Annotated in this window: 25 protein-coding genes and 2 pseudogenes; 11 read left to right on the top strand and 16 right to left on the bottom strand. The window is 70.7% G+C overall.

Features of this window, described 5'->3' with window-relative positions:
* Window positions 1-113: 113 nt before the first annotated feature.
* Window positions 114-728, top strand: a complete 615-nt coding sequence (locus tag IF67_RS0130630) for a flavin reductase family protein (protein ID WP_199812804.1) — start codon at window positions 114-116, stop codon at window positions 726-728.
* Window positions 729-793: 65 nt separating this feature from the next.
* On the opposite strand, the gene arfB is transcribed toward IF67_RS0130630, so the two are convergent.
* Window positions 794-1,222: an alternative ribosome rescue aminoacyl-tRNA hydrolase ArfB gene (gene arfB / locus IF67_RS0130625; protein ID WP_030086939.1), complete on the bottom strand. Its 429-nt coding sequence runs from the start codon at window positions 1,220-1,222 to the stop codon at window positions 794-796.
* Between the two features lie 203 nt (window positions 1,223-1,425).
* Between arfB and IF67_RS0130620 the strand changes: the two genes are divergently transcribed.
* Window positions 1,426-2,001, top strand: a complete 576-nt coding sequence (locus IF67_RS0130620) for a TerD family protein (protein WP_030991168.1) — start codon at window positions 1,426-1,428, stop codon at window positions 1,999-2,001.
* Window positions 2,002-2,125: 124 nt separating this feature from the next.
* Here IF67_RS0130620 and IF67_RS0130615 read toward each other — a convergent pair whose 3' ends face one another.
* A complete protein-coding gene (locus IF67_RS0130615) occupies window positions 2,126-2,395 on the bottom strand; it encodes a helix-turn-helix domain-containing protein (protein ID WP_030991166.1) in 270 nt (89 codons plus the stop codon).
* Window positions 2,396-2,445: 50 nt separating this feature from the next.
* Here IF67_RS0130615 and map point away from each other — a divergent pair.
* A pseudogene (map, locus tag IF67_RS0130610) lies at window positions 2,446-3,072 on the top strand (type I methionyl aminopeptidase); the annotation flags it as partial.
* Between the two features lie 77 nt (window positions 3,073-3,149).
* A complete protein-coding gene (locus IF67_RS0130605; RefSeq protein WP_030991163.1) occupies window positions 3,150-3,647 on the top strand; it encodes a hypothetical protein in 498 nt (165 codons plus the stop codon).
* Between the two features lie 161 nt (window positions 3,648-3,808).
* Here the strand turns inward: IF67_RS0130605 and IF67_RS0130600 are convergent, their stop codons facing one another.
* The 6 genes from IF67_RS0130600 to IF67_RS39625 form a co-directional block, all read right to left on the bottom strand.
* Window positions 3,809-4,453 (bottom strand): pentapeptide repeat-containing protein, encoded by a 645-nt coding sequence (locus IF67_RS0130600; protein ID WP_030991162.1) that lies wholly within the window; start codon window positions 4,451-4,453, stop codon window positions 3,809-3,811.
* 201 nt (window positions 4,454-4,654) lie between these two features.
* Window positions 4,655-5,758: an aminopeptidase P family protein gene (locus IF67_RS0130595; protein ID WP_037840073.1), complete on the bottom strand. Its 1,104-nt coding sequence runs from the start codon at window positions 5,756-5,758 to the stop codon at window positions 4,655-4,657.
* A 125-nt stretch (window positions 5,759-5,883) separates the two neighbouring features.
* A complete protein-coding gene (locus IF67_RS0130590; protein WP_030991158.1) occupies window positions 5,884-7,083 on the bottom strand; it encodes an NAD(P)/FAD-dependent oxidoreductase in 1,200 nt (399 codons plus the stop codon).
* Window positions 7,083-7,277 (bottom strand): ferredoxin, encoded by a 195-nt coding sequence (locus IF67_RS0130585; RefSeq protein ID WP_030991157.1) that lies wholly within the window; start codon window positions 7,275-7,277, stop codon window positions 7,083-7,085. Before IF67_RS0130585 ends, IF67_RS0130590 begins: the two co-directional genes overlap by 1 nt.
* Window positions 7,278-7,353: 76 nt before the next feature.
* Window positions 7,354-8,568, bottom strand: a complete 1,215-nt coding sequence (locus IF67_RS0130580) for a cytochrome P450 (protein ID WP_030991155.1) — start codon at window positions 8,566-8,568, stop codon at window positions 7,354-7,356.
* The gene (locus tag IF67_RS39625) at window positions 8,565-9,260 is read right to left on the bottom strand and encodes a DUF3159 domain-containing protein (RefSeq protein ID WP_051818755.1); all 696 of its coding nucleotides are present in this window, start codon (window positions 9,258-9,260) and stop codon (window positions 8,565-8,567) included. The genes IF67_RS0130580 and IF67_RS39625 overlap by 4 nt, the downstream gene beginning before the upstream one ends.
* Window positions 9,261-9,531: 271 nt before the next feature.
* On the opposite strand from IF67_RS39625, the gene IF67_RS0130570 reads away from it, so the two are divergent.
* From IF67_RS0130570 to IF67_RS0130560, 3 genes are all read left to right on the top strand, one after another.
* Window positions 9,532-10,194 carry a response regulator transcription factor gene (locus IF67_RS0130570; protein ID WP_078889726.1) on the top strand — a complete coding sequence of 221 codons (663 nt, stop codon included), beginning with the start codon at window positions 9,532-9,534 and terminating at the stop codon, window positions 10,192-10,194.
* Window positions 10,194-11,627, top strand: coding sequence for a sensor histidine kinase (locus tag IF67_RS0130565; RefSeq protein WP_030991149.1), 1,434 nt, complete (start codon window positions 10,194-10,196; stop codon window positions 11,625-11,627). The genes IF67_RS0130570 and IF67_RS0130565 overlap by 1 nt, the downstream gene beginning before the upstream one ends.
* Window positions 11,628-11,818: 191 nt before the next feature.
* On the top strand, window positions 11,819-12,727 hold the full coding sequence (locus tag IF67_RS0130560; RefSeq protein WP_078889725.1) for an RNA polymerase sigma factor SigF: 909 nt from the start codon (window positions 11,819-11,821) through the stop codon (window positions 12,725-12,727).
* A gap of 107 nt (window positions 12,728-12,834) precedes the next feature.
* Here IF67_RS0130560 and IF67_RS0130555 read toward each other — a convergent pair whose 3' ends face one another.
* From IF67_RS0130555 to IF67_RS43955, 3 genes and pseudogenes are all read right to left on the bottom strand, one after another.
* Window positions 12,835-14,091, bottom strand: coding sequence for an FUSC family protein (locus IF67_RS0130555; RefSeq protein WP_051818750.1), 1,257 nt, complete (start codon window positions 14,089-14,091; stop codon window positions 12,835-12,837).
* Between the two features lie 577 nt (window positions 14,092-14,668).
* Window positions 14,669-15,775 (bottom strand): cation diffusion facilitator family transporter, encoded by a 1,107-nt coding sequence (locus IF67_RS39620; RefSeq protein WP_078889724.1) that lies wholly within the window; start codon window positions 15,773-15,775, stop codon window positions 14,669-14,671.
* A gap of 171 nt (window positions 15,776-15,946) precedes the next feature.
* Window positions 15,947-16,132, bottom strand: a pseudogene (locus IF67_RS43955) (hypothetical protein); the annotation flags it as partial.
* Between the two features lie 594 nt (window positions 16,133-16,726).
* Here IF67_RS43955 and IF67_RS0130530 point away from each other — a divergent pair.
* Window positions 16,727-17,074 (top strand): MerR family transcriptional regulator, encoded by a 348-nt coding sequence (locus tag IF67_RS0130530; protein ID WP_030991140.1) that lies wholly within the window; start codon window positions 16,727-16,729, stop codon window positions 17,072-17,074.
* Between the two features lie 159 nt (window positions 17,075-17,233).
* Here IF67_RS0130530 and IF67_RS0130525 read toward each other — a convergent pair whose 3' ends face one another.
* The 4 genes from IF67_RS0130525 to IF67_RS0130510 all read right to left on the bottom strand — a co-directional run bounded on the left by IF67_RS0130525 (window position 17,234) and on the right by IF67_RS0130510 (window position 18,655).
* A complete protein-coding gene (locus IF67_RS0130525; protein WP_158713185.1) occupies window positions 17,234-17,377 on the bottom strand; it encodes a hypothetical protein in 144 nt (47 codons plus the stop codon).
* A 232-nt stretch (window positions 17,378-17,609) separates the two neighbouring features.
* The gene (locus IF67_RS0130520) at window positions 17,610-17,783 is read right to left on the bottom strand and encodes a CsbD family protein (RefSeq protein ID WP_030991137.1); all 174 of its coding nucleotides are present in this window, start codon (window positions 17,781-17,783) and stop codon (window positions 17,610-17,612) included.
* A 100-nt stretch (window positions 17,784-17,883) separates the two neighbouring features.
* Window positions 17,884-18,243: a hypothetical protein gene (locus IF67_RS0130515; RefSeq protein ID WP_030991135.1), complete on the bottom strand. Its 360-nt coding sequence runs from the start codon at window positions 18,241-18,243 to the stop codon at window positions 17,884-17,886.
* Window positions 18,244-18,451: 208 nt separating this feature from the next.
* Window positions 18,452-18,655, bottom strand: a complete 204-nt coding sequence (locus IF67_RS0130510) for a cold-shock protein (protein ID WP_030991133.1) — start codon at window positions 18,653-18,655, stop codon at window positions 18,452-18,454.
* A 673-nt stretch (window positions 18,656-19,328) separates the two neighbouring features.
* On the opposite strand from IF67_RS0130510, the gene IF67_RS0130505 reads away from it, so the two are divergent.
* Together IF67_RS0130505 and IF67_RS44420 are read left to right on the top strand one after the other, a co-directional pair.
* Window positions 19,329-19,532, top strand: a complete 204-nt coding sequence (locus tag IF67_RS0130505) for a cold-shock protein (RefSeq protein WP_030991131.1) — start codon at window positions 19,329-19,331, stop codon at window positions 19,530-19,532.
* 293 nt (window positions 19,533-19,825) lie between these two features.
* Window positions 19,826-20,365: a hypothetical protein gene (locus IF67_RS44420; protein WP_063754405.1), complete on the top strand. Its 540-nt coding sequence runs from the start codon at window positions 19,826-19,828 to the stop codon at window positions 20,363-20,365.
* 345 nt (window positions 20,366-20,710) lie between these two features.
* On the opposite strand, the gene IF67_RS0130495 is transcribed toward IF67_RS44420, so the two are convergent.
* Window positions 20,711-21,091, bottom strand: a complete 381-nt coding sequence (locus IF67_RS0130495) for a winged helix-turn-helix transcriptional regulator (protein WP_030991127.1) — start codon at window positions 21,089-21,091, stop codon at window positions 20,711-20,713.
* 178 nt (window positions 21,092-21,269) lie between these two features.
* On the opposite strand from IF67_RS0130495, the gene IF67_RS0130490 reads away from it, so the two are divergent.
* Window positions 21,270-21,758, top strand: coding sequence for a luciferase family protein (locus IF67_RS0130490; protein ID WP_030991126.1), 489 nt, complete (start codon window positions 21,270-21,272; stop codon window positions 21,756-21,758).
* Window positions 21,759-21,900 lie beyond the last annotated feature (142 nt).

Raw genomic sequence — 21,900 nt, 5'->3', positions numbered from 1 at the left:
CACTTCCTGAACGCAAATTTCCGAGCGTTCCGGACTTCCGTCGTCAGACCTAGGACGCGGATGGTCCCCGGGCCCGATGCGCGCAGGGGGCCGACGAAGTTAGCGTTTATGGCGTGTTCACGAAAAGCCCTGCCGATACAGCAGCCTCCGGGCCCGCCGCCTCTTCCGCACCCACCGTCGCCCTCACCTCCGTGCCGGGCGGTACGCCCATCCCGCATTCTGTGGGAGTGAGTGACGAAGAATTCCGCGCCGCCCTGTCCCGCCTCGCCGCCGGAGTGGTGCTGATCACCGCCCACGACCCGGACGAGGGGCCGCACGGCGAGGACATCGGCATGACCGCCACGGCGTTCCTGTCCGTGTCCCTCGATCCGCCGCTCGTGATGGTGAGCGTTCGCAACGACTCACGGATGGACGACCTGCTGGAGCTCCAGCCGCTCTGGGCGGTGTCGGTGCTCTCGGGGCATCAGCGGCAGATTGCCGGACGGTTCGCGATGAAGGGGCGCATCAGCGACCGGCTGCTCTTCGCGGACATTCCCTTCGTACGGGGCGAAGTGTCCGGTGCCCCGCTCGTCGGCGGAGCGCTCGCGACCATGGAGTGCCGCACCGAGCAGCGGGTCGTGGCCGGCGATCACACGCTCGTCATCGCCCGCGTACTGGCCACGTCGATTCCGAACGAGGACGACGGGCCGCTGACGTATTTCCGGGGGAAGTACCGGCAGTTGGGATGAGAGCCGGGAGGCAGCTGGCGTGAGAGCCGGGAGGCGCCGGCGGGCGGGGCGGCCGGAGGGGGCGGTCAGCCCCAGTCGCGGCCCGAGCGGCCGCGCTTGGTGTCGCCGCGCTGCTTCTTCTCGCGCAGCCGCCGCTCATTGATGCCCCGCGGGATCCGCGACTTGCGGCGCGGCTTGGGCGGGGGCGCGGTGGCCTCGGCGAGCAGCGAGGCCAGCCGGACGGCCGCGGTCTCGCGGTTGCGCCACTGCGAGCGGTGCTCGGAGGCGCGCACCGACAGCACGCCGTCGACCAGCCGGCCCGCCAGCCGCTCCAGGGCGCGCTCCTTCCACACCGGCGGCAGCGCCTGCGTCCTGCCGAGGTCGAGGCGCAGCTCGACCTGGCTGTCGCTGGTGTTGACGTGCTGGCCGCCCGGACCTGAGGAGCGCGAGAAACGCCATACGAGCTCGGCCTCTGGAAGGACGACCGAACCGCGGATGACATAGGGCCCGGACATGAGTCCTATGATCTCGCGTGCCACAGGGCCCCGTCACCCGCTTTTCGGGGCATTCGCCGGGGCGTCCGCATCAGGATTCGGCAAAGAGAGTAAAGACTCCTGGAACCTGGCGGTCCCCTCATCGCGTTGTGGTGGGTGACGGTAGCTTCGTCCGCAGTACGGAGCCCGACGATTCGACGAGTCGACAAGGAAAGGGACATCCCATGGCTGTAAGCCTGTCCAAGGGCGGCAACGTCTCGCTCACCAAGGAGGCACCGGGCCTTACCGCCGTCACGGTCGGCCTCGGCTGGGACGTCCGGACCACCACCGGCACGGACTTCGACCTCGACGCGAGCGCGATCGCGGTCAACCCGAGCGGCAAGGTCTTCTCCGACCAGCACTTCGTCTTCTTCAACAACAAGGCCACGCCGGACCAGTCCATCGTGCACACCGGTGACAACGTCACCGGCCAGGGCGAGGGCGACGACGAGCAGATCAACGTCAACCTGGCGGCGCTGCCGGCGGACATCGAAAAGATCGTCTTCCCGGTCTCGATCTACGACGCCGAGAACCGCAGCCAGAACTTCGGCCAGGTGCGGAACGCCTTCATCCGCATCCTCAACCAGGCCGGCGGCACCGAGATCGCCCGCTACGACCTCAGCGAGGACGCGGCCACCGAGACCGCCATGGTCTTCGGCGAGCTGTACCGCAACGGCGCGGAGTGGAAGTTCCGCGCGGTGGGCCAGGGCTACGCGTCCGGCCTCGTCGGCATCGCGCAGGACTTCGGCGTCAACGTCTGAGTCACGCCTGCATCCTGGCGCGCGGCCAGGTCGGCGCAACGGAGGGCCGGTTCCCCTGGGGGGCCGGCCCTCGGCGTGTTCCGAGGGCACTGCCACCGGGCGGACGGGCGCCCCGCGGCCTCGCTCAGGCCACCGCGCTCCCGGCCGCTTCGGGGGGCGCGGCCAGCGCCGCCACCTCGTCGAGCGACAGCCCGAGCGTGCCGGCCAGCGCGGCAACCGTGAAGAACGCCGGTGTCGGCGCCCGGCCGGTCTCGATCTTCCGCAGCGTCTCGGCGGACAGTCCCGCCGCCGCCGCGACCTCGACCATGCTCCGCTCGCCGCGCGCCCTGCGCAGCAGCGCGCCGAGCCGCTCACCGCGTTCGCGTTCCCAAGGGGTCAGTGGAGTTCGCACCATGCCCGTGATACTAATACCGGTAAACAAATACCGGTAAATAAATACCGCCTCTGCGCGAGGCCGGCGCCGGCTCACCGTTCCTCAACTACCAGCCCTCCTTCGCCACCACCCCCTTCCCCGCAGTCCTCTGCACCTCCGTCAATGACGCGATCGTGCACGGCATCCCGGACGCCACGCGGCTGCGCGACGGCGACCTCGTGAGCATCGACTGCGGCGCCCTCGTGGACGGCTGGGCCGGCGACGCGGCCGTCAGCTTCACGGTCGGCACCGCCCGCCCCGAGGACCAGCGGCTCATGGACACCACCCGGCAGGCGCTGGAGGCGGGCATCGCGGCGGCCGTGGTCGGCGCCCGGATCGGCGACATCTCCCATGCGATCGGCAGCGTGGGGCGCGCCGCCGGCTACGGCATCCCGCGCGACTTCGGCGGACACGGCATCGGCCGCCAGATGCACGAGGACCCGTCGGTCCCCAACGACGGCCGCCCCCACCGCGGCTTCCCCCTCCGCCACGGCCTGCTCATCGCCATCGAGCCGATGTTCCTGGCCGGCGGCAAGCACACCTACTACGAGGACGGCGACGGCTGGACCCTGCGCACCACGGACGCCTCCCGCGCCGCCCACTTCGAGCACACGGTGGCGGTGACGGACGAGGGGCCGCGGGTGCTGACCACGGTGTAGCGGGGCATGGCGGGAGCAGGCACGGGCGGGGCGGACGCGGGCGACCCGCCGCCACACCGGCGTGACACCATCAAGACGTGATCGACCTCGGGTACTCCCTCTCCCGCCGCTTCCCGGATCCGCCGCAGACGGACTACCGGACCGCGGACGTGCGCACGCTGCGCCATGACCTCTTCTGCGGCGATGTCTACCTCGCCGACACGAAGACGGACCGCGAGCTGTCCACGGCCTGGGGCTGGGTGCCGGTTCTCGACTTCGCCTGGGCGCTGTGCGACATCGTCGAGCAGCTCGACACCGACCCCCGGGGCAACCGTTCGGCCCGCCCGGTCCACGCCGAGCTGGACTTCACCGAATCCGCCGACCGGATCTTCTTCGAGCGCCGCTTCGGGTGGGTGGACGTGGACGCCGACTGGATGCCGGCCGACGAGGACCCGCTCACCTTCAACCACTCCGCGCTGCGCCGCGAGGCCCGCGACTTTCTGCACGACCTGATCGCCGACCTCACCGACATGCACGACGGCCTCGACGACAACCCGGCCATCTGGGACCTCCAGGCCCGCTTCCCCCGCATCTGACCACGGGCCGCCCCGGCCGCGTGCGCACGGCCGCGCCGCATGCGGCGACGGAGGCGCGGGCCCGGTGGCGGACCCTGGCGGCGAACCCGGGTGACGCGGTCCCCGGTAGCGGACTCGCCGCTACGGCTCGGTAGCGCCGTCGCCGTACGCCGGCTGCGCCCTCACTCCACCCGTACGCCTATCTGCGCCGCGAACGCCGGGGCCAGGTCGAGCAGTTGGGACGCGCTGATCACCGCGCCCGACAGCCGGTCGATGCCCCGCGCGATGTCCACCGCGGCCGCGCCCCGCAGATCGACGTCCTTCATCCGCGCCTCGGAGAAATCGGCCCGGGCCAGGGTGCAGCCGTCGAACGTCACCCGCTCCAGCTCCGCCCCCGCGAAGTCCGCCTCGACCAGCACACACCCCTCGAAGGCGACATCCCGCAGCTTCGCCTTCCGCAGATTGGGGAAGTCGATCTTCCCGCCGCGCACCACGACCCGCTCCAGCACCGCACCGTGCAACTGCGTCCCGCCGAGCCGGGCCTCCGTCACCTCCACATCGCGCAGTGACGCCTGGGAGAGATCCGTGCCGACCCCGCGCACCCCGCTCAGCACACTGTCGATGATCCGCGCCCGGCCGAGCACCGTCTCGTCGAGCGTGCACCGCCGCAGCGCGCAGTCCATGAAGCGGGCGCCGCGCGCCGACTGCCCGGCCCAGTCGGCGCCGGTGAACTCCAGCCCGTCGTAATCCCCCTCGTCCTCCAGCTCCCCGCCGTCGTACGCCACCAGCTCCGGCAACCGCACCTGCGGCCGCCGCACCGCCCGCACCGTCTCCTTGCCGCGCCCTGCCACGCGATCACTGCCTTCCTGCCGTCCGCGCCTGTCCGCCGTGCCTGTCCACGCCTGCAACCCATCGTGAACCACGCCACTGACAATGCGCCCCGACCTGCGGAAACCCCTGATTTCCGGAGCGGATGCCGGTGCCGGACGCCGCGGGCCCTCGTCCGCCCGGCCGCCCGACCGGCGGCCCTACCGCACCACCGCCATCTCCCGCGCGGTCAGGTTCAGCCGCCGCCCGCCCGAGTCCGTACACGTCACGATGTCCTCGATCCGGACCCCGAACCGCCCCGGCAGATAGATCCCCGGCTCGATCGAGAAGCACATCCCGGGCACCAACGGCAGATGCTCGCCCTCCACCAGATACGGCGGCTCGTGCGTGGTCACCCCGATGCCGTGCCCGGTCCGGTGGATGAAGTACTCGCCGTACCCGGCAGCCTTGATGATCTTCCTGGCCACCCGGTCGATGTCCTGGCACGCGACGCCCGGCCGGACCGCCTCGAACGCCGCCTGCTGCGCCTCCCGCACGATGTCGTGCACCTTGCGCTCCTCGGCGCCCGGCTCCCCGACATGCACGGTCCGCGAGGTGTCCGACCCGTACCCGTCCTTGAGACCACCGAAGTCCAGCACGACCATGTCGCCGTCCTCGATGACCCGCTCCCCGGCCTCGTGGTGCGGATTGGCGCCGTTGGGGCCCGATCCGACGACCGTGAAGTCCACCTGGCTGTGCCCGTGCCCGGTCAGCAGCCGCGCCAGGTCCGCCGCCACCTCGGATTCCCGCCGCCCGCCGAAGCGCACCCGCAGGATCTCCTCGTACGTCGCATCCGCGGCGGCCCCGGCCGCGGCCAGCCGCTCCACCTCATGGGCGTCCTTGACGGCGCGCAGCATCGGCAGCACCTCCGTCAGCGCGGCGTACGCGGTCCCCGGCAGCGACCGCTGGAACCCCAGCAGATGCAGCGCCCAGGTCGCGTCGGACACCCCGTAACGCCCCTGCGGATCCACCCACTTGGCGACCTCCGCATAGGGCTCCGACCCGTCGGTCCACCCCGACACCTCCAGCGCCCGAGCCCCCGGAGAGAGCTCCGCATCCGGGTACTCCAGTACGGGCACCAGCAGCCGCGAGCGCCGCCCCGGCTCGATCACCAGGGCGGTCAGCCGCTCGGTGGCCGCGGGCGGCCGGTAGCCGCACAGCCACACCAGATCAGGACCCGGCGTCACGATCAGCCCGGCCAGCCCGGCGTCGGCCGCGGCCCGGCCCGCCCGGTCCATCCGCCGCTCGTAATCCTCATGCGTCATCGAAGTCACCATGCCGGTGAACTTACGCCGGTAGGCCTCCCCCCGCCCGTCAAAACCCTTCCCCCACCGGCCCCTTCACCCCTCCAGTTCAGCCTCCCGCCACCCCTCCGGTTCAGCGCTCCGGTTCAGCCCTCCGCCGTCGCGAGCGGCGCCGCCTCGCTGCCGATGTGGCTGCGGTACTCGCGCAGGGCGCGGGCGCTGTTCCAGCCGAGCGCGCCCACCACGCGGCCGCGGTCCCGGTAGAGCGCGACGAACTTGCGTGCCCCCGGGTCGCCGTCGACGCATTCGGCCCGCGCACCGGGGGGACACCAGCCATGAAACTGGATCTTGGCGTCGTACTGATCCGTCCAGCCGAACGGGACCGGTGCGTAAGGCGTCGCGTCCCCGGGGCCGGCGAGGAGGTTCTTGGCGACGACCAGGGCCTGTGTGGTGGCGTTCGTGCGTTGTTCGAGGCGGACGCGACCGCCGGTGGCCGGGTGCGGCCAGTTGGCGACGTCCCCTGCCGCGTAGATCCCGGGCGCGGCCCGGCAGTGGATGTCGCAGCGCACCCCGTCGCCCAACGGGATGCCGGAGCCGGCCAGCCAGTCGGTGGCCGGTACCGAGCCGATCGCGACCACGACCACGTCGGCGGGGAGCCGGCTCCCGTCGTCGAGCACCACCTCGGTGACCCGGCCGCGCTCGCCGGTCAGGCCGCCGACCCCGTGTCCCATGCGCAGACGGACTCCGTGGTCCCGGTGCAGACCGGCCACCAACCCGCCTGCCCAGGTGCCGACTTGCCCGGCCAGCGGGGTGGGCGCGACATCGACGAGCGTGACGTCCAGGCCGAGCCCCCGTGCGGTGGCGGCGGTCTCGCTGCCGAGGAATCCGGCGCCGATCACCACGACCCGGGGGCCGCTCAGCAACTGCGTGCGCAACGTCAGGGCGTCGTCGAGGGTGCGCAGCACATGCACACCGGCCAGGTCGTGGCCGAAGGGCAGCCGCCGCGGCCGCAGCCCCGTCGCGATGACCAGGCCGTCGTAGCGCAGCCGGTCCCCGTCCGCGAGGGTGACGGTGCGCGCCGCCGGGTCCAGGCCGGTCGCCCGGCAGCCCAGGCGCAGGTCCAGCGCCAGGCGCCGGAGGTCCGCGTCCTGGCGCAGCACGGTCGCCTCCGGTTCCCGTTCACCGGCCAGGACCTGCTTGGACAGCGGCGGCCGGTCGTACGGGGGCCGCAGTTCCTCGCCGACCATGGTCAGCGTCCCGGTGAAGCCCTCGCGCCGCAGGGCCTCTGCCGTGGTGAGGCCCGCGGCCGAGGCGCCCACCACGACGATCCGGTCCCTCGCGGGCACTACTTCCGCACCTCGATGGCCAGCGCCGGGCAGCGGGCCGCGGCGTCCTCCACCGAGGAGTGCAGCGCGTCCGGCGGGAGGGCGTCCAGGAGGACGACGATGCCGTCATCCTCCCGCTGGTCGAAGACCTCCTCGGCGGCCAGAACGCACTGACCTGCGCCGACGCACTTGTCCTCGTCGATGATGACCTTCATCGGAATTCTCCTTCTCCTGTCTCTCCGGTGATGCGGTGTCGCGTGGCAGCCGTGCCGCCGGCCGTGCGGGCGGCGGCTACCAGGTCACGGGCAGTGCGTGGACGCCGTAGATGAGCATGTCGTCGCGCATCGGCACCTGGTCCGCCGGTACGGCCAGCCGCAGGGTGGGGAACCGGTCGATAAGGGCGGACAGCGCGGCCTTCATCTCCACCCGGGCCAGTTGCTGGCCGATGCACTGGTGGGCGCCGTGCCCGAACGCGAGGTGCGGGCTGTACTTCCGGTGCACGTCCAACTGGTCGGGGTCGCCGGGGAACTGTTCCGCGTCGCGGTTCCCCGACGTCAGGGAGGCGAGCACCGTGGTGCCGGCCTCGATGTGGTGGCCGTCCAGTTCCAGGTCCTCCCGTACCACGCGGCGCAGGCCGAACTGAATGATCGTCAAGTAGCGCAGGAGCTCCTCGACGGCGTTGTCCCACAGCGAGGCGTCCGCGCGCAGTGCCGCCAGCTGGCCGGGGTTGCCCAACAGGCACATGGTTCCCAGCGCGATCATGTTCGCCGTGGTCTCGTGCCCGGCGAGCAGCAACAGCGCCCCGACACCGGCCATTTCCTCGTCGGTGAGACTGCCTTCCTGCACCAGGCCGCTGAGGATGTCGTCGGTGGGGCGGGCACGCTTGGCGAGGACCAGTTCGTGGATGTGCCGGTTCATCGCCAGGTGGGCCTGCTGGACCTCCTCCTGGCTCGCGTCGAGCCTGAGCATGGTGCTCGAATTCCGCTGGAAGTCCGCACGGTCCTCGTACGGCACGCCGAGCAGCTCGCAGATCACCAGCGAGGGGATGGGCAGCGCGAAGGCCTGGACGAGGTCGACCGGCTGCTCGGCGGACGCCATCGCGTCCAGGTGCTCGGCGACGATCCGTTCCACCGCGGGGGCCAGCTGCCGCATCCGGCGCACCGTGAACTGGCCGGTGAGCAGCCGTCGGATCCGGGTGTGCTCCGGGGCGTCCATCATGATGAACATCCCCGGCGGAGGCGGCGGCACCGGTGTACCGGCGGGCACGGCAGCGGCCCGCGCCGGCCGGCGGTTCGCGCCGAACCGCGGGTCGGACAGCACCGCCCGTACGTCCGCATGCCGGGTGACCAGCCAGCCGTTCGTACCGTCCGGGAAGGCCACCGGCGCGATCGGGGCCTCTTCGCGCAGCGTCCGGTACTCCTGCGGCGGGTCGAACGGGCAGGTCCGCACCATCGGCTGGGGCCTCGCGGCGGGCTGGGTCCGGGTGGTGGGCCGGGTGTCGGTCATCGAACGGTCCTTTCCAGAGGGTGTGCAGGGTCGGCGCCGGTACCGGCGCTTTCGCGCAGGGGCGGGTCGCAGCGGTGCGCACCGACGGAGCGCCGGTAGACGCGCCACCCCAGCAGTGCGCCGAGCGCGAAGACGAGGGGCCCGAAGACATCGACCGAGCCGAGGGCGACGGCCTGGCCGGACAGGAACAGCGGGAGCTGGACGGCCAGCATCAGGACGTTTCCGGCGAAGAGGACCAGGCTGCCCTTGGCGAAGGCCCGGCGGCGCACCGCGCAGCGGCGCCACCCGGTCCGCTCCCCCGTGAGCAGCCCCACCATCAGCCCCATCGGCGGCCATCCGAGCAGGATCAGCACCGGCGCCACCACGGCCATCACGCAGTGCAGCAGCACGTGCGGGAGGAAGAAGGCGGTGGCCTGTCCGGTACGTGCGGCCAGCGCGCCCTGGACGCAGACGAGGCCGAGGACGCCGAGTGCGCGCCATACGGGCTCCCCGCGGATCAGCCGGAAGGCGAAGACCCCGGCCCCGGCGGCGAAGGCGAGCGTGAGGGCGACGCCGAGGCGATGGGTGAGGGCGAAGGTCACGGTGAATCCGAAGACGGGCGCGATGTCGACCACGGCGCCGCGCAGCCGTTTCTGCACGGCGGTCCGGACGGCGTCCGCACCGCCGGCTTCGTGAGGTGCGGCAGGGTCCACGGGATCTCCAGGCTTCTCGACGGACGGTGCTCGGGCCGATGTCGTGGCTCAAGAGAAACCGGCCCCGCTGACCCGTCCCGGTCGACAACCTGACCGTTTCCTGACCGCCTCCGCACGGCCCCGGGGAACGAACGCCGCCCGGGGGAACTGGTGCCCGGGGCGGCTCGTTGTCGTCGCAGACTCCATGACGTGATTGGTGCCTGCTATGCCCTCCGCCTCGCCGACGAGTGACGCACCGTTGCCCCGGGGAAAGGGGCAACGGCTGCTTGTCGTGGACGACGACCCGCGGATGACGGAGCTGCTGGAGACCACCCTGGGCCTTGCGGGGTACACGGTGGCGACCGCGGGGTGCGGCGCCGGGGCCCTGCGCGCGTACGAGGCGCGGCCCCCGGATCTGCTGGTCCTGGACGTCATGCTGCCCGACCTGGACGGCTTCACCGTGTGCCGGCGGCTGGTGGAGAACGGGGCGCGGCTGCCGGTGCTGTTCCTGACGGCGCGCGACTCCGTCGAGGACCGGGTGACGGGCTTCGCCATGGGCGCGGACGACTACCTCACCAAGCCCTTCAGCCTGCCCGAGCTGCTGGCCAGGGTGCACGCCTTGTTGCGGCGGGCCGGCCGGTCGGCGGAGGCCGGCCCGATGCTGCGGTTCGCCGATCTGACCGTGGACGAGCGCAGCAGGCGGGTGCGGCGCGGGGACCGGCTGATCGCGCTGTCGCCGACCGAGTACAAACTGCTGCGTTATCTGCTCATCAACGCCGACCACGTGATGTCGAAAGAACAGATCATGGACCACGTGTGGCAGCACCACTTCGGAGAGGGCGTCGTCGAGAAGCTGGTGTCCCGGCTCCGGGCGAAGGTGGACGCGCAGGACCCCGCCCTGATCCACACGATGCGCGGATTCGGCTACAGCCTGCGGCTCCCCGGAGACGGTTGATGGCCGGCGCCTGGCGAGGCTCCTTGCGGGCCCGGCTGATGGTGGGGGTCGTCCTGCTGGCGGCCGGGGGCATGGTGGCCGTCAACGCGGTGTCACTGATCGGGCTGCGCCTCAACCTCATCGACGGCGCCGACACCACTCTCACCAAGACCCGCGACATTGTTCAGGACCGGGTACGCCACCGGACCACCCCGGTCGACGAGGCCAGCCTCAACTCCTTCATTCCCGACGGCGTCTACATCGCGCTGGTCGACGACCACGGCCGGGTGGTCGCCCGGACCCCAAGCCGGGACCTCAACGGGAAGCCCCGGTCCCGTCCCGACCTGCCGACGCCGGTCCCGGACGGATTCGCCGCGCACACCCTCACCGTGTCGGCCCGGGGAGCACCCGTACCGCGCTACCGCGCCCTGAGCTTCCCCATCGGCCGGCCCGCCACGGTCCGCCGCGCGCCGGGCACCCCGCCCCAGCCGTTCAGCACGGTCGTGGTCGCCAAGAGTCTCCAGCCGGCCGAGGACGTCGTGTACTGGCTGATCGGCGCCGATGCCGCCGCCACCCTGGGCGCGCTCGGCGGCATCGTGCTCCTCAGCCGCGGCGTACTGCGCGTGGGCCTGCGGCCGTTGCGGGACATGGCCGCCACCGCGACGGCGATCGCCGACGGCGACGTCGACCAGCGCATCGAGGTCGCCCGGCCCTGCTCCGAGGTGGGAGAGGTCGGCACCGCCCTCAACCGGGCCTTCGACGAGCGGCAGCGGTCCGAGGAACAGCTCCGGCAGTTCGTGGCCAACGCCTCGCACGAGCTGCGCACACCACTGACCACGATCCGCGGCTGGGCCCAACTCCATCTGCACGGTCTGGCCCAGGATCCCGAGCTGATCGAGCGGGCGATGCAGCGCATCGAGGGCGAGGCCGCCCGCATGCACGCCACGGTCGAGGAGCTGCTGCTGCTCGCCCGTCTCGACCTGGGCCGCCCGCTGGCCGGCGAACCGGTCGATCTCGGCACGATCGCCGACGAGGCCGTCACCGACGCCCGCGTCCGCGACCCCGGCACACCGATCACCGCCGAGGTGCAGGGCGAAGTCTTCGCCCGCGGCGACGAGGACCGGCTCCGGCAGGTGCTGCAAAACCTCCTCAGCAACGCCCTGCGCCACACCCCGCCCGGCACACCGATATCCGTGGCGGCGCGCCCGCTGCCCGGCGGGACGGTGGAGCTGACGGTCGCCGACCGAGGCCCCGGCATGGCCCCCGACACCGCGCACCGCATCTTCGAACGCTTCTACCGCGGCGACGAGTCCCGCGATCCGGCCGCCGGCGGCGCGGGCCTCGGCCTGAGCATCGTCCAGTCGATCGCCGAAGCCCACGGCGGCACGGTGACCGTACGCACCGCGCCCGGCGAGGGCAGCACCTTCACCGTCACCCTGCCCGCGGCACGTTGAACGGCCGGGGGCCTCCCGCACCGAACGCTCGGACGCTCGGACGCCGGCCGTCTCAGGGCGCGGGCTCCCCCCCCCCACCAGCCGGACCGCCCCCCCCACCCCCGGGACCATTCCGGATCCACCGGATCCACGTGCATGTACCGAACAGCTCGGGGCATCCGCACCTCGAACGGGGCACGGCACAAGTACGGATGGGAGCAGACGTGGTCGTCAACAGCACAACGGCAACAAGGACCGGGCACGAGAGCGGGACGACGGCTGACGTGCCCCTCGCTCAGGCTCCGACCCGGGCGCCGGCGGAGGCCCTCCCCCTGATCGAGTCCCCGGAGACGCTCGCTCCGCGCGACGCCCGGGAGCTGACCCGCCTGTTCTTCGCGCGGCTCGAAACTCTGGAAGAGGGCACGCACGAGTACCAGTACGCGCGCAACACCCTCATCGAGATGAACCTCTCGCTCGTGCGCTACGCCGCCCGCCGGTTCCGCAACCGCGGCGATGACATGGACGACATCATGCAGGTCGGCACGATCGGCCTGATCAAGGCCATCGACCGCTACGAGCTCTCCCGTGAGGTCGAGTTCACCACTCTCGCCATCCCCTACATCACGGGCGAAATGAAGCGGTTCTTCCGCGACACCACCTGGGACGTGCGCGTTCCGCGCCGTCTCCAGGAACTGCGCGTCGACCTCGCCCGCGCCAACGAGCACCTCGCCAACGAACTCGGCCGCGACCCCAAGGTCTGCGAACTCGCCGCGCATCTGGACATCACCACGGAAGAGGTCATCGAGGGCCAGGTCGCCGCCAACGGCTACAACGCCTCTTCCATCGACGCGCCCCTCAACGACGACGGCAACGACGCACCGCTCGCCGACCTGCTGGGCGAATGCGACCAGGACATGGACCTCTTCGAGGACCTCCACGCCCTGGCGCCCCTCCTGGACCAGCTCGAAGAGCGCGACCGGCAGATCCTGGAGCTGCGCTTCGGCCAGGAGATGACACAGTCCCAGATCGGCGAAGTCCTGGGCATCTCCCAGATGCACGTCTCCCGCCTGCTCACCCGCTGCCTGTCCCAGCTGCGCGACGGTATGGCTGTCACCAGCTGATCCGCCCTTCGCCCGACGGGCGTCTGCGCCGCGGCGCAGACGCCCGTCAGCTCTGTCCCGCGCCCGGCAAGTCCTGTCCCCCGCCCGGCAGTCCCGCTCCCCGCCCGTCAGTCCCGTTCCTGTCCTTGGTCTCCTTGATCTCCTTGGTCTTCCCGGTCTCCCTGGTCTCCTCGGTCGACGTAGCGCTGGAGCACGTCGCAGGTGTGCTGGAACTCCTCCATGAGCCGGGTGGACTCGACGACCAGGACCCCGTACGGGAGGGCCGGGTCGGCGAGCGGCAGTGCGGCCTGTTCCGCCTCCTCGGTCACCTGGCGGCAGCGTTGCTGAGCGGTGTCCGCCAGGCGGCACAGCTGCTGCGCCTGGTCGTGGAGGTCGTCCTCGTCGAGCGTGCCGAGGACTTGTGTGATGTCGGCGATGGCTTCCAGGAAGTCGGCGTAGCGTCCGAGGAAGGTCCGGTAGGGGCGGCTCTCCTCCTCCTGCCACTTGTCGATGCTCCGGGTGAGCGACGCCATCTGGTACAGCGCGCGTTCCAGCGCCTCCAGCACCGCGCCGTACCCCTCGAAGGTGGTGCGCCCCTGGTTGCGGCGAAGGAGCCGCCGGGGGTTGTAGTAGAGGCTCTCCCTGGCGGTGCGCAGCCCGGACCTGGCCTGCGAGATCAGCTCTTCGGTCTGTCCGGCCCGGGTCCGCCAGTGACTGCTGCGCTCCTCGTCGAGTTCGCCCTCGCGCAGCACCGGATACATGTCACCGACCAGGTCGCACAGGGCGTGGGCGAGGGTCCGGATGCTGTGCTCGGCACTGCGGTAGCGCAAGGGGGGCACCACCGCGACGTTCACGATGACACCCACGCCGCAGCCGATGAGGACCAGCAGGATGATCTGCCCGAGCTCGGTGACCTTCGCCAGGTCCGAGGTGGCGGAGATGTAGGTCGAGAAGGCGAAGAACGCCGCGGTGACGACCTGGGAGCCCTGCGCCCCGAGGGCCGGCCACCGCCCGATGACCAGCGCGACCAGTGCCACCAGGACGAACGCCGGCAGGCCGGGCCCGACCAGAAACCCCAGGGCGGCCTGCACCGCGACGCCGGTCACCACGGCCCCCACATAGCGCAGCGACTGCAACAGCGACTGGTAGACGGTCACCTGCATGATCAGCACCGCGGAGAACGGCGCGAACGCCGGCGACTGCGCCTGGAGCAGGTGGTACGAGATCACCCAGGCCACCGTGGCGGCCAGCGTGCTCTTGCCGATCAACAGCAGTGTGTCGCGCTCGTAGCCCGCCGACCCCCACGCCCGCCGCCACCACTGGCCCGCCCGGTGGACCCGCCCCTGCTGTACGGGCTGCTCCCGCCGCTCGTCACCCTCGGCCACACGCCCTCTCCCTTCCTGCCGACCCGGTACCACCGACGGGACGGCACTCGCCCTCGCCACTCTGCTGCGTGATCACTGTTCCCACGGTGCCGGACCGGTACCGGCCGCCCAGTCACTGAGGGCCGGGTGGCCGAAGCACAAGATGCCGCACCGGTCGGCGTACTCCACCGCCGGATCGGTGAAGTCGGTGGCATTCCACGGCACGCGCCTCGGGTGACATCGGAGCCGGACCGCCAAGAGCGGTGCGGGCGGCGCGCCTTCGCGGTCCCCAGCGCAGGAACACCACCACCACCGCCGCCGGCACCACCACGCCGACGATGACGGAAGAGCCCGGGTGGGCGCTCGCTCCCTCGACGGCCTTCTTCAGGGTCAGGCCGACGCCGACGACACCGATCACGACCACGCCGAACGAGGCCGAAAGCTTCCGCAGGCTGAACGCCTTCCGGGTGGTCGGGGGGCCTGATCGGCGTATGGGGGTCACCATGACTGTGCTGACTCTCCAGAGGTCGACGAAGATCGTTTGAACCGTGTGCCCCCAACTCGCCGGCTCATCGCTCCGCCCGGAGCAGTGCCCGCGCTACACGGCATCCGTCTGGCGGCGCTCCTCGACCACGTCGTCCAGGTCCTTGCGGGCGCGACGGGCCCACACCCGGTCGTCGACGGACGCATCCGTGACGTCGAGGAACAGCTGGTCGAGCTCCGGCCACCGCTCGCGCAGCTCCTGCTTGGTCCGCACCATCGCCTCTTCGACCTCTTCGCTGTCGAGACCCGCCACCAGGTCGACGCGGGCCGCGAGCATCACGGAGTCCGGCCCGAGCCGCATGGTCATGGCGGCGGTGACGGCATCGACCTCCGGCCGGCCGTCCAGGAAGTCACGGATCTCCTGCTGCATCTCCGGCGCCGCCGCCTCGCCGATCAGCTGCGCACGGGCACTCTTGCCGAGGATGTACGCGACGTAGACCAGCAGCGCACCGATCAGCAGCGAGGCCCATGCCTCGTAGACGCCGTTCCCGGTGGCCATATGGAGTGCCATGCCGAAGATGGCAAGCAGCACGCCCAGACATGCCGTGCTGTCCTCGGCCAGGACCGTGCGCAGCGTCGGGTCGTCGTTGACCTTGATCTCGTGCAGTGTGCTGCGGTGGTGGGTCTTCGCCTGCGCGCGCACCTGGGACAGCGCCCGCAGCAGCGACGTGCCCTCGGCCAGCAATGCGACGACGAGCACGACCAGGCCGATGACATAGCCGCTGAGCGACTCCGACTCCTCGGACCGGAACGCCTCGATGCCCTGGAGGAACGAGAAGCAGCCGCCCGTCACGAAGATGCCCACGGCGGCGAGCAGGGACCAGAAGAACCGCTCCTTGCCGTAGCCGAAGGGATGGAGCGGATCCGCCGGGCGCTCACTGCGTCTGAGGGAGGCCAGCAGGAACACTTCGTTGAGGCTGTCGGCCACCGAGTGGGCGGCTTCGGACAGCAGCGCCGGCGAACCGGCGATCGCGCCCCCGACGGCCTTGGCCACCGCAATCCCGAGATTCGCCCCGAGCGCGACCCACACCGTCTTGCGGGTCTCCCCGTCCTGCTTCCCCGACCTCTGCTTGCCCGGTCCCCGATTCCCTGAGCCCTGCTTGCCGGGCTCCTGCTCGCCATACGTGGGACCGACCGCATTCCGCGCCTGATCAGCACTCATCTCAGACCTGCTCCGTTCCCGCCGGGGCGTCATGCGCATGACCGAAAGACACCGTGAACGGGGCCGCACTCCGCCGCCCTCAGCGCGGGTGCCCCGCAAGGTGGCTCCCACTCCTCGGGCCGCGCGCGGCCGCACGCGGCCGGGCCGACGGTCAGCGGCAGCGCAGGACCTTCATGCCGTCTCTCCGGTCGGGCGGCCGGCGGGTACGCCGAGCGCGAGGACGGCGGTGTCGTCGTCCAGGCCGTCGCCGAAGCTGTCCAGGAGCTCCCTGACGGCGGTGGCCGTGGTGAAGCGGGCGTTCGGCGCGACGCCCACGAGCAGTCCGCCCGGGGTGGGCAGGTCGCTCCGCGCTCCGTCATCCTGGGTGCTGATGTGGCGCCGATTGCGGCGGACGGTCGGGTGTTGCGCCGACTACGGCGGACCGTCACGGGCGCTGCGGCCCGGCAACGCCCCGGCCGGTGGATGGATGGAGATTACATGGGCCCGGAGAAAAGATAAATCTGTTGCGGCTGTAGTAGACATTGGACTTCGGCATGGCTAGAATTACTGGCGTAACGACGAAGTCAGGAAGCTGCGGCAGAGGCGAACTACCGCAGCAGGTTACGGCGCGAAAGCGGAGCCCAGGGGCCGGGATGAACAGAGGGTCCCTGGACTGGCTGCCGCGCCGGGCGGCCCGCAAGGCCGCCATGCAAGATCAGCTGAAGAGAAGGGAGAGGAGCAACCACCATCAGGATCGCCCGGACCGTGAAGTAACCGGTTCGGGTACCGCAGACCCCGGATTGGCAGGTGGTCCCCGGTCACGCATCCGCGATCCCCGCATGTCCGCCCTCCCAGGCGATCACGCGGAAAGAAGAAACCGGCACAGTCAGCCGGTTAGATGGTGTTGATCCGCTCGGGTCCCTGGTGCCGTACGGCACCAGGGACCCTCGACGTGCGTGAAGAAAAGGTGCAATGACTTCCAAATACCCAGCGAGCCTCGCCAACAGCCTTGATGATGACGACTACCCCGCCTACACCATGGGCCGCGCCGCCGAGATGGTCGGCACCACCCCGGCATTCCTCCGGGCGCTGGGCGAAGCGCGTCTGATCACCCCACTGCGCTCCGAGGGCGGCCACCGCCGCTACTCCCGCTACCAACTACGCCTGGCGTCCCGCGTCCGCGAACTCGTCGACAGCGGCACGCCCATCGACGCCGCCTGCCGCATCGTCATCCTGGAAGACCAACTGGAAGAGGCCCAGCGCATCAACGAGGAGCTTCGCCAGGCCGCCGATCCCGTCACGCCCCACGAGGCCTCCTGAGACCGCACGCACGAGAGTTCCAGGCCATGACCGGCCTCGACGGGGCGACAGCGCGGTCGCGGCGGACCCGCACCCACCGCGCTGCCCCCACTTCAGGCACCCCTGGCCACTCCGGCCTGCGGTTCGCGCACATGTACGCGTACGACCGGACGGGCGGCCTCAGCCCTCCGCCGACAGCCCGGCGTGCGCCTTGGACGCGACCCGGCGCGCCTCCTCGATCGAGGGCAAGTCCCCTTCCGGCGGAGCGTCCTGGACCTCGGCCGGGCCCGCAACCCTCAGATTCCGCGCCGCGGCCGTCGTCACGCCCCACTCCTCCTCGAAGGAAATCCACTCTCGCCACGACAGATACAAGGTTCGGGCGCACCGGCTTCCGGCGCCCGCCGCGGAGTGGAGCAGATGCCGGAGTCAGCACGGCCGCCATACCCGACGCGGCGCCGCACATGACGCGGCGGTGGCCCGGAGGGCAAATCCTCCGGGCCACCGCCTCACTCTCTGAACGCAGGGCCACCTCTGCCGGCAGGGCTGCGTGCCGCCGTCATCGGTGGAAAGCGTCCTTGCCCTTCGCCGCGGCCTGACGCATATCGCCCTTGGCGCGCTCGGCGCGGCCTTCGGCGGTCATCCGCTCGTTGCCCACGGCACGGCCCACGGTTTCCTTGGCGGCACCCTTGATCTGCTCGGCCTTCGCAGCCTTTTTGTCGGTGGCGGTCATGGTCGCACTCCTCATGGATCGGTGTGTTTCCCTGACGCAAGATCGCGTGCCCATGGGGACACCGCTCAAACACCCGGGAACAGCCGCCCGGCACCGCTCGTCAGCCGGTGGGTGCGCCTACCAGGGTGACGTAATACGCCCCCACTTCGGTCAGATAGGCGGGGTCGGTGGTCTGGCTGTCGACGACGAACCGGGGCGCGGCCTTGATCTCGTCCTTGGCACGGCCCACGGTCACCTTCTTCGCGTGCCGGTCGATCTGCGTCACGGCTCCGGCCGGAATCAGCACGCTCTTACCGAAGACCCAAACGCCGGTGTCGACGACCAGATGCTGCCTGCCGGGCTGGTCCACCTGCCGGTCCACGGTTCCGATCGTTCCGTCGGAGGCTTGCACCGTGAACCCCGTCAAGGGCTCCTGGCCCTGGTAGCCACTGTCCTCCGGGTAGGCCCAGATGTAGTCCACGACGTGTCACTCCTCTATCGCATGTGCCATGGCGGGGCTCGACGCAAGCGCGCCATGCAGCCTCGACCGCACCGCCCGTGTACCCAGGTAACGGTCAGGTCACGCCCCCGCGCCGACACGACCTGCCGCGTACCGGCCGGGCGGCATCGACCCGGCGTGGCACCCGCTTCGGCCAGCACACCAGGAGACAGGCCGGGGCACTCGGAGATCAGGCGAGATGAATGTTCTCCGCGTACGGACCTTTGGGGCTCTGCGCGAGATCGAAATGCACCTGCTGACCTGCTTGCAGTGCAACAAGTTCGGGGACCGCAATGTGCGAGTAGTGGGCGTACACATCGACGCCTCCCTGCGCCCCTTCGATGAATCCGAAGCCCTTTGCAGCGCTGAACCACTTCACAATTCCGGTAGCCATTTCACCCTCTCCTCACGAGGTAGTGACCGGGGCCCACCTTGTGCGGGCCCGGCGTCGCCGCGATGATCACCTGGCCCGGAGAAACACCGAAGAATAGAAAGACATCCCGGCGAACCGGAAGGTCAGGGGCGTCCTTTTCGGCTGCGCAGGATAAGGCGGCAGCGAATCTCAGACCGTAGCACGGAGCGGACAGTAGGGCGTCAAATGTGATACCCCTCCCCACTCCACCCCATAAACTCTCCGCACACGCTGCGCTAATTCCTGTGCCGAGCACCGAACATATGCTTCTTCGGACGCCCGGCCGGACTCCCGGCGGCCGGCGCCCGTCGCGACGGGCGCGAATCGCCCGACGGCTGGTCAGGGGGCCGCCCCGGACAGACCGGAGGGCACCGGCAGACAATATCTGGTTCCGCGACAACAGAAATAGAGGGCGCAGCATGGGCATTTTTTTGCAGCCCAAAGCGCCGGTGAGAATGTTCGTGCACGGTCGGCCGGGCCGTGCTACCGTCGATCTCAGTTGCAGTTGTGGTTCCCAAAGACTTCAAGTGCCCTCGCCGACTTGCGCGGCGGGAGCGCTTTTGCATTTCCGGGGTATTTCCGGACGGGCAATCATCGCGGCGACGCGGGGTCCGCACAGTGCGGTCCCCGGGCACTGCCCCGAAGGAGATATGACATGGCTACTGGCACCGTGAAGTGGTTCAACGCGGAAAAGGGCTTCGGCTTCATCGAGCAGGACGGCGGCGGCGCTGACGTCTTCGCCCACTACTCGAACATCAACGCCCAGGGCTTCCGCGAGCTCCAGGAAGGCCAGAAGGTGAGCTTCGACGTCACGCAGGGCCAGAAGGGCCCGCAGGCCGAGAACATCGTTCCCGCCTGACGCTGACGCGTAGTACACAGCTGGGGCCCGCACCTTTGGTGCGGGCCCCAGTTCGTTGTCTCCGGGCATCCCTGTCCGCTGCCTTCAGACCTCCGGCCCGCTGCCTTCAGGATCCCGGCCCGCCGCCTCCGGCCCCCTCAACTCGCCGCCTCCGGACCCCTCGCGCACGCCTCACGGCACATCAGCCCGCCTCACAGCTCAGCGGCAGTCATGAGGTCTCGCCGAACACCCCTCACGAAGGGGTGCGCACACCTACCATCCGTAGGTGACGGTCCGTTCGTTGAGGGGGACAGATGGACTCGCAGTCAGAGCCGTCCGGCAGGCATCCGGACGACGACGCCGGTGTGCTGGTACGGGACATCGTCCGCGTGGTCGTGGCCGCCACCGCACCGGACGAGATGGTGCTGCTCGAAGGGCTGTTGCGGTCCGACGACGACAGCGCCGTAGCCCGCCTGTCGGGCCGCCGCCGGTCACGCGAACCGCTCGGCTTCGGCCTGCACGAGGTCACCGCTCTGGTCACCCCGGTGGTGTGGCTCGTACTGGACGAGGCGGCACGAAAGGTCGCCGGCACCGCTGTCACCGGCGCGGCCACCCGGTCGAGGACACTGCTGCGCAGAATCTCGCGCAGGCCCGCGGCCCCCACGGTCATGCCTCCCCTGACCCCTGACCAGTTGGAGTCGGTACGCCTACGGGTTCTGGAGCTGGGCACGGAGAGCGGACTGGAGCCGGATACGGTCACCGCGCTCGCCGAACGGGTGGTGGCGAGACTGGTGCTACGTCCACAGGACCAGCTGACGGGCGGGGGCGCCGCGGGGGAGGAACCCGAGGCCTAGGGTCTGCCTGCACAGTCCCCTGGGGGCGCGACGTGAGCGGCGCACCAGGTCGTGCCGCCGCGCTCGGGCAGCGTCGACGAGCACATCCTCGGCGCGGGCACCGGTCTGCGCTTCACCCTGCTGTCGCCGTCCTCGCCGTACTCCCCAAAAGGCCGCGAAGGCCCGCCCGCCACGGATGCCAGAAGCCCCAGGCCATCACCGGCGGGGCTTCTGGCATCCGTTCCTGCTCCATCACCACCGGGATGCGTGCCGGTGGCCGCGGCCGTCTGTCCGTGCGCCGGCGAATCGGGGGTCCACTCACCTCTGGGCTCAGCCCTGGGCTCACCCCTGGGCTCAGCCCTGAGCTCAGCCCTGGGCCCAGGCCTCTTCTTCCTCGCGGGCCTCGTCGTAGGCGCGACGGGCGGCGGATACGGCCGGGAGGTTTGTCGCGGACCAGTCCGTGATGGCACTGAAGAGCGGCGTCAGGGTGCGGCCCAGGTCGCTGATCTCGTACTCGACCCGCGGGGGGATTTCGGCGTGGTACGTGCGGATGACCAGGCCGTCGCGTTCGAGCTGGCGCAGACGCTGGGTGAGGACCTTCGGGGTGATGGTCGGCAGGTGCCGCTGTAGCTCGTTGAAGCGCAGCCGGCCGTGGTGATCGAGGACCCACAGGATCGGTGTGGTCCAGCGGCTGAACACCAGGTCGATCACCGGGTTGATCGGGCACGCCTGCTCCACGGCATCCATCGCGGCTCCTCCTCTCCTTCCTGGTCCGAGATCACGACCAGGGCACTTTCCTATTGGAAACCACTATACCCAGGAAACTAGCCTTGGGGTGTGCACAGCGGACCGGTCACGCCGGAGCCGCAGACGCCGACCGCCCCTCGCAGCCGAGCGGTCCCGTGACACCCAAGGAGGCACCACCATGACGTTCCCGGCACTCCCCACCCGTGAAGGCGACCGGCCGCAAACGGGCCCCGAGGTCCCCCACCTCCAGTTGAGCCAGACCAGCCCCGCCCAGGTCAGGGGCGAGCTGTTGCAGTGGATGGCCGCCGCGCTGCCCGGTACCGCCTGGGGGCGGAGCAAGGTTTCCGCCCCCAGCTCCCGCGCACTGTTCCTCGACGGCGCGACCTGTGCCCGGGGTGCGGTGCTGATGCCGCCGCGCGGCGACGAGGAGTTCGCGCACGTGCACGCCGACGGCAGTCTCCACCTGGCGCTGGACCCGGCCCACCATGCGGCTTTCCTGTCCTCCGGCTGGGGCGAGAAGCACCCGCTCTACGACCACGGCATCAACGTCGTGATGCTCTACGCCCCGCGTGACCAGGCCGAATTGGCCGTGGCCAAGAAGGTCATAGGCGCCTCCTACACCTACGCAACGGGCCGCACACCGGCGCCGGACGTGGCTGCGGCCTGACACCCTCCCTGCCCGCGCCTGCCTCTCTCCCTCTCTCCCCCGCAAGCCCCCGCCTGCACGCCTCACCCGTATTCCAGCGGCCGGCCGCGCCCAGCCGACCAGCCACCCGGCCACCCGGCCCCCCGGCCCCCCGGCCCCCCGG

This window comes from Streptomyces sp. NRRL S-1813 (genome assembly GCF_000719605.1).
Lineage (GTDB): Bacteria > Actinomycetota > Actinomycetes > Streptomycetales > Streptomycetaceae > Streptomyces > Streptomyces decoyicus.
The sequence above is the reverse complement of the archived record's forward strand: the minus strand, read 5'-3'. Positions and strand labels throughout refer to the sequence as shown.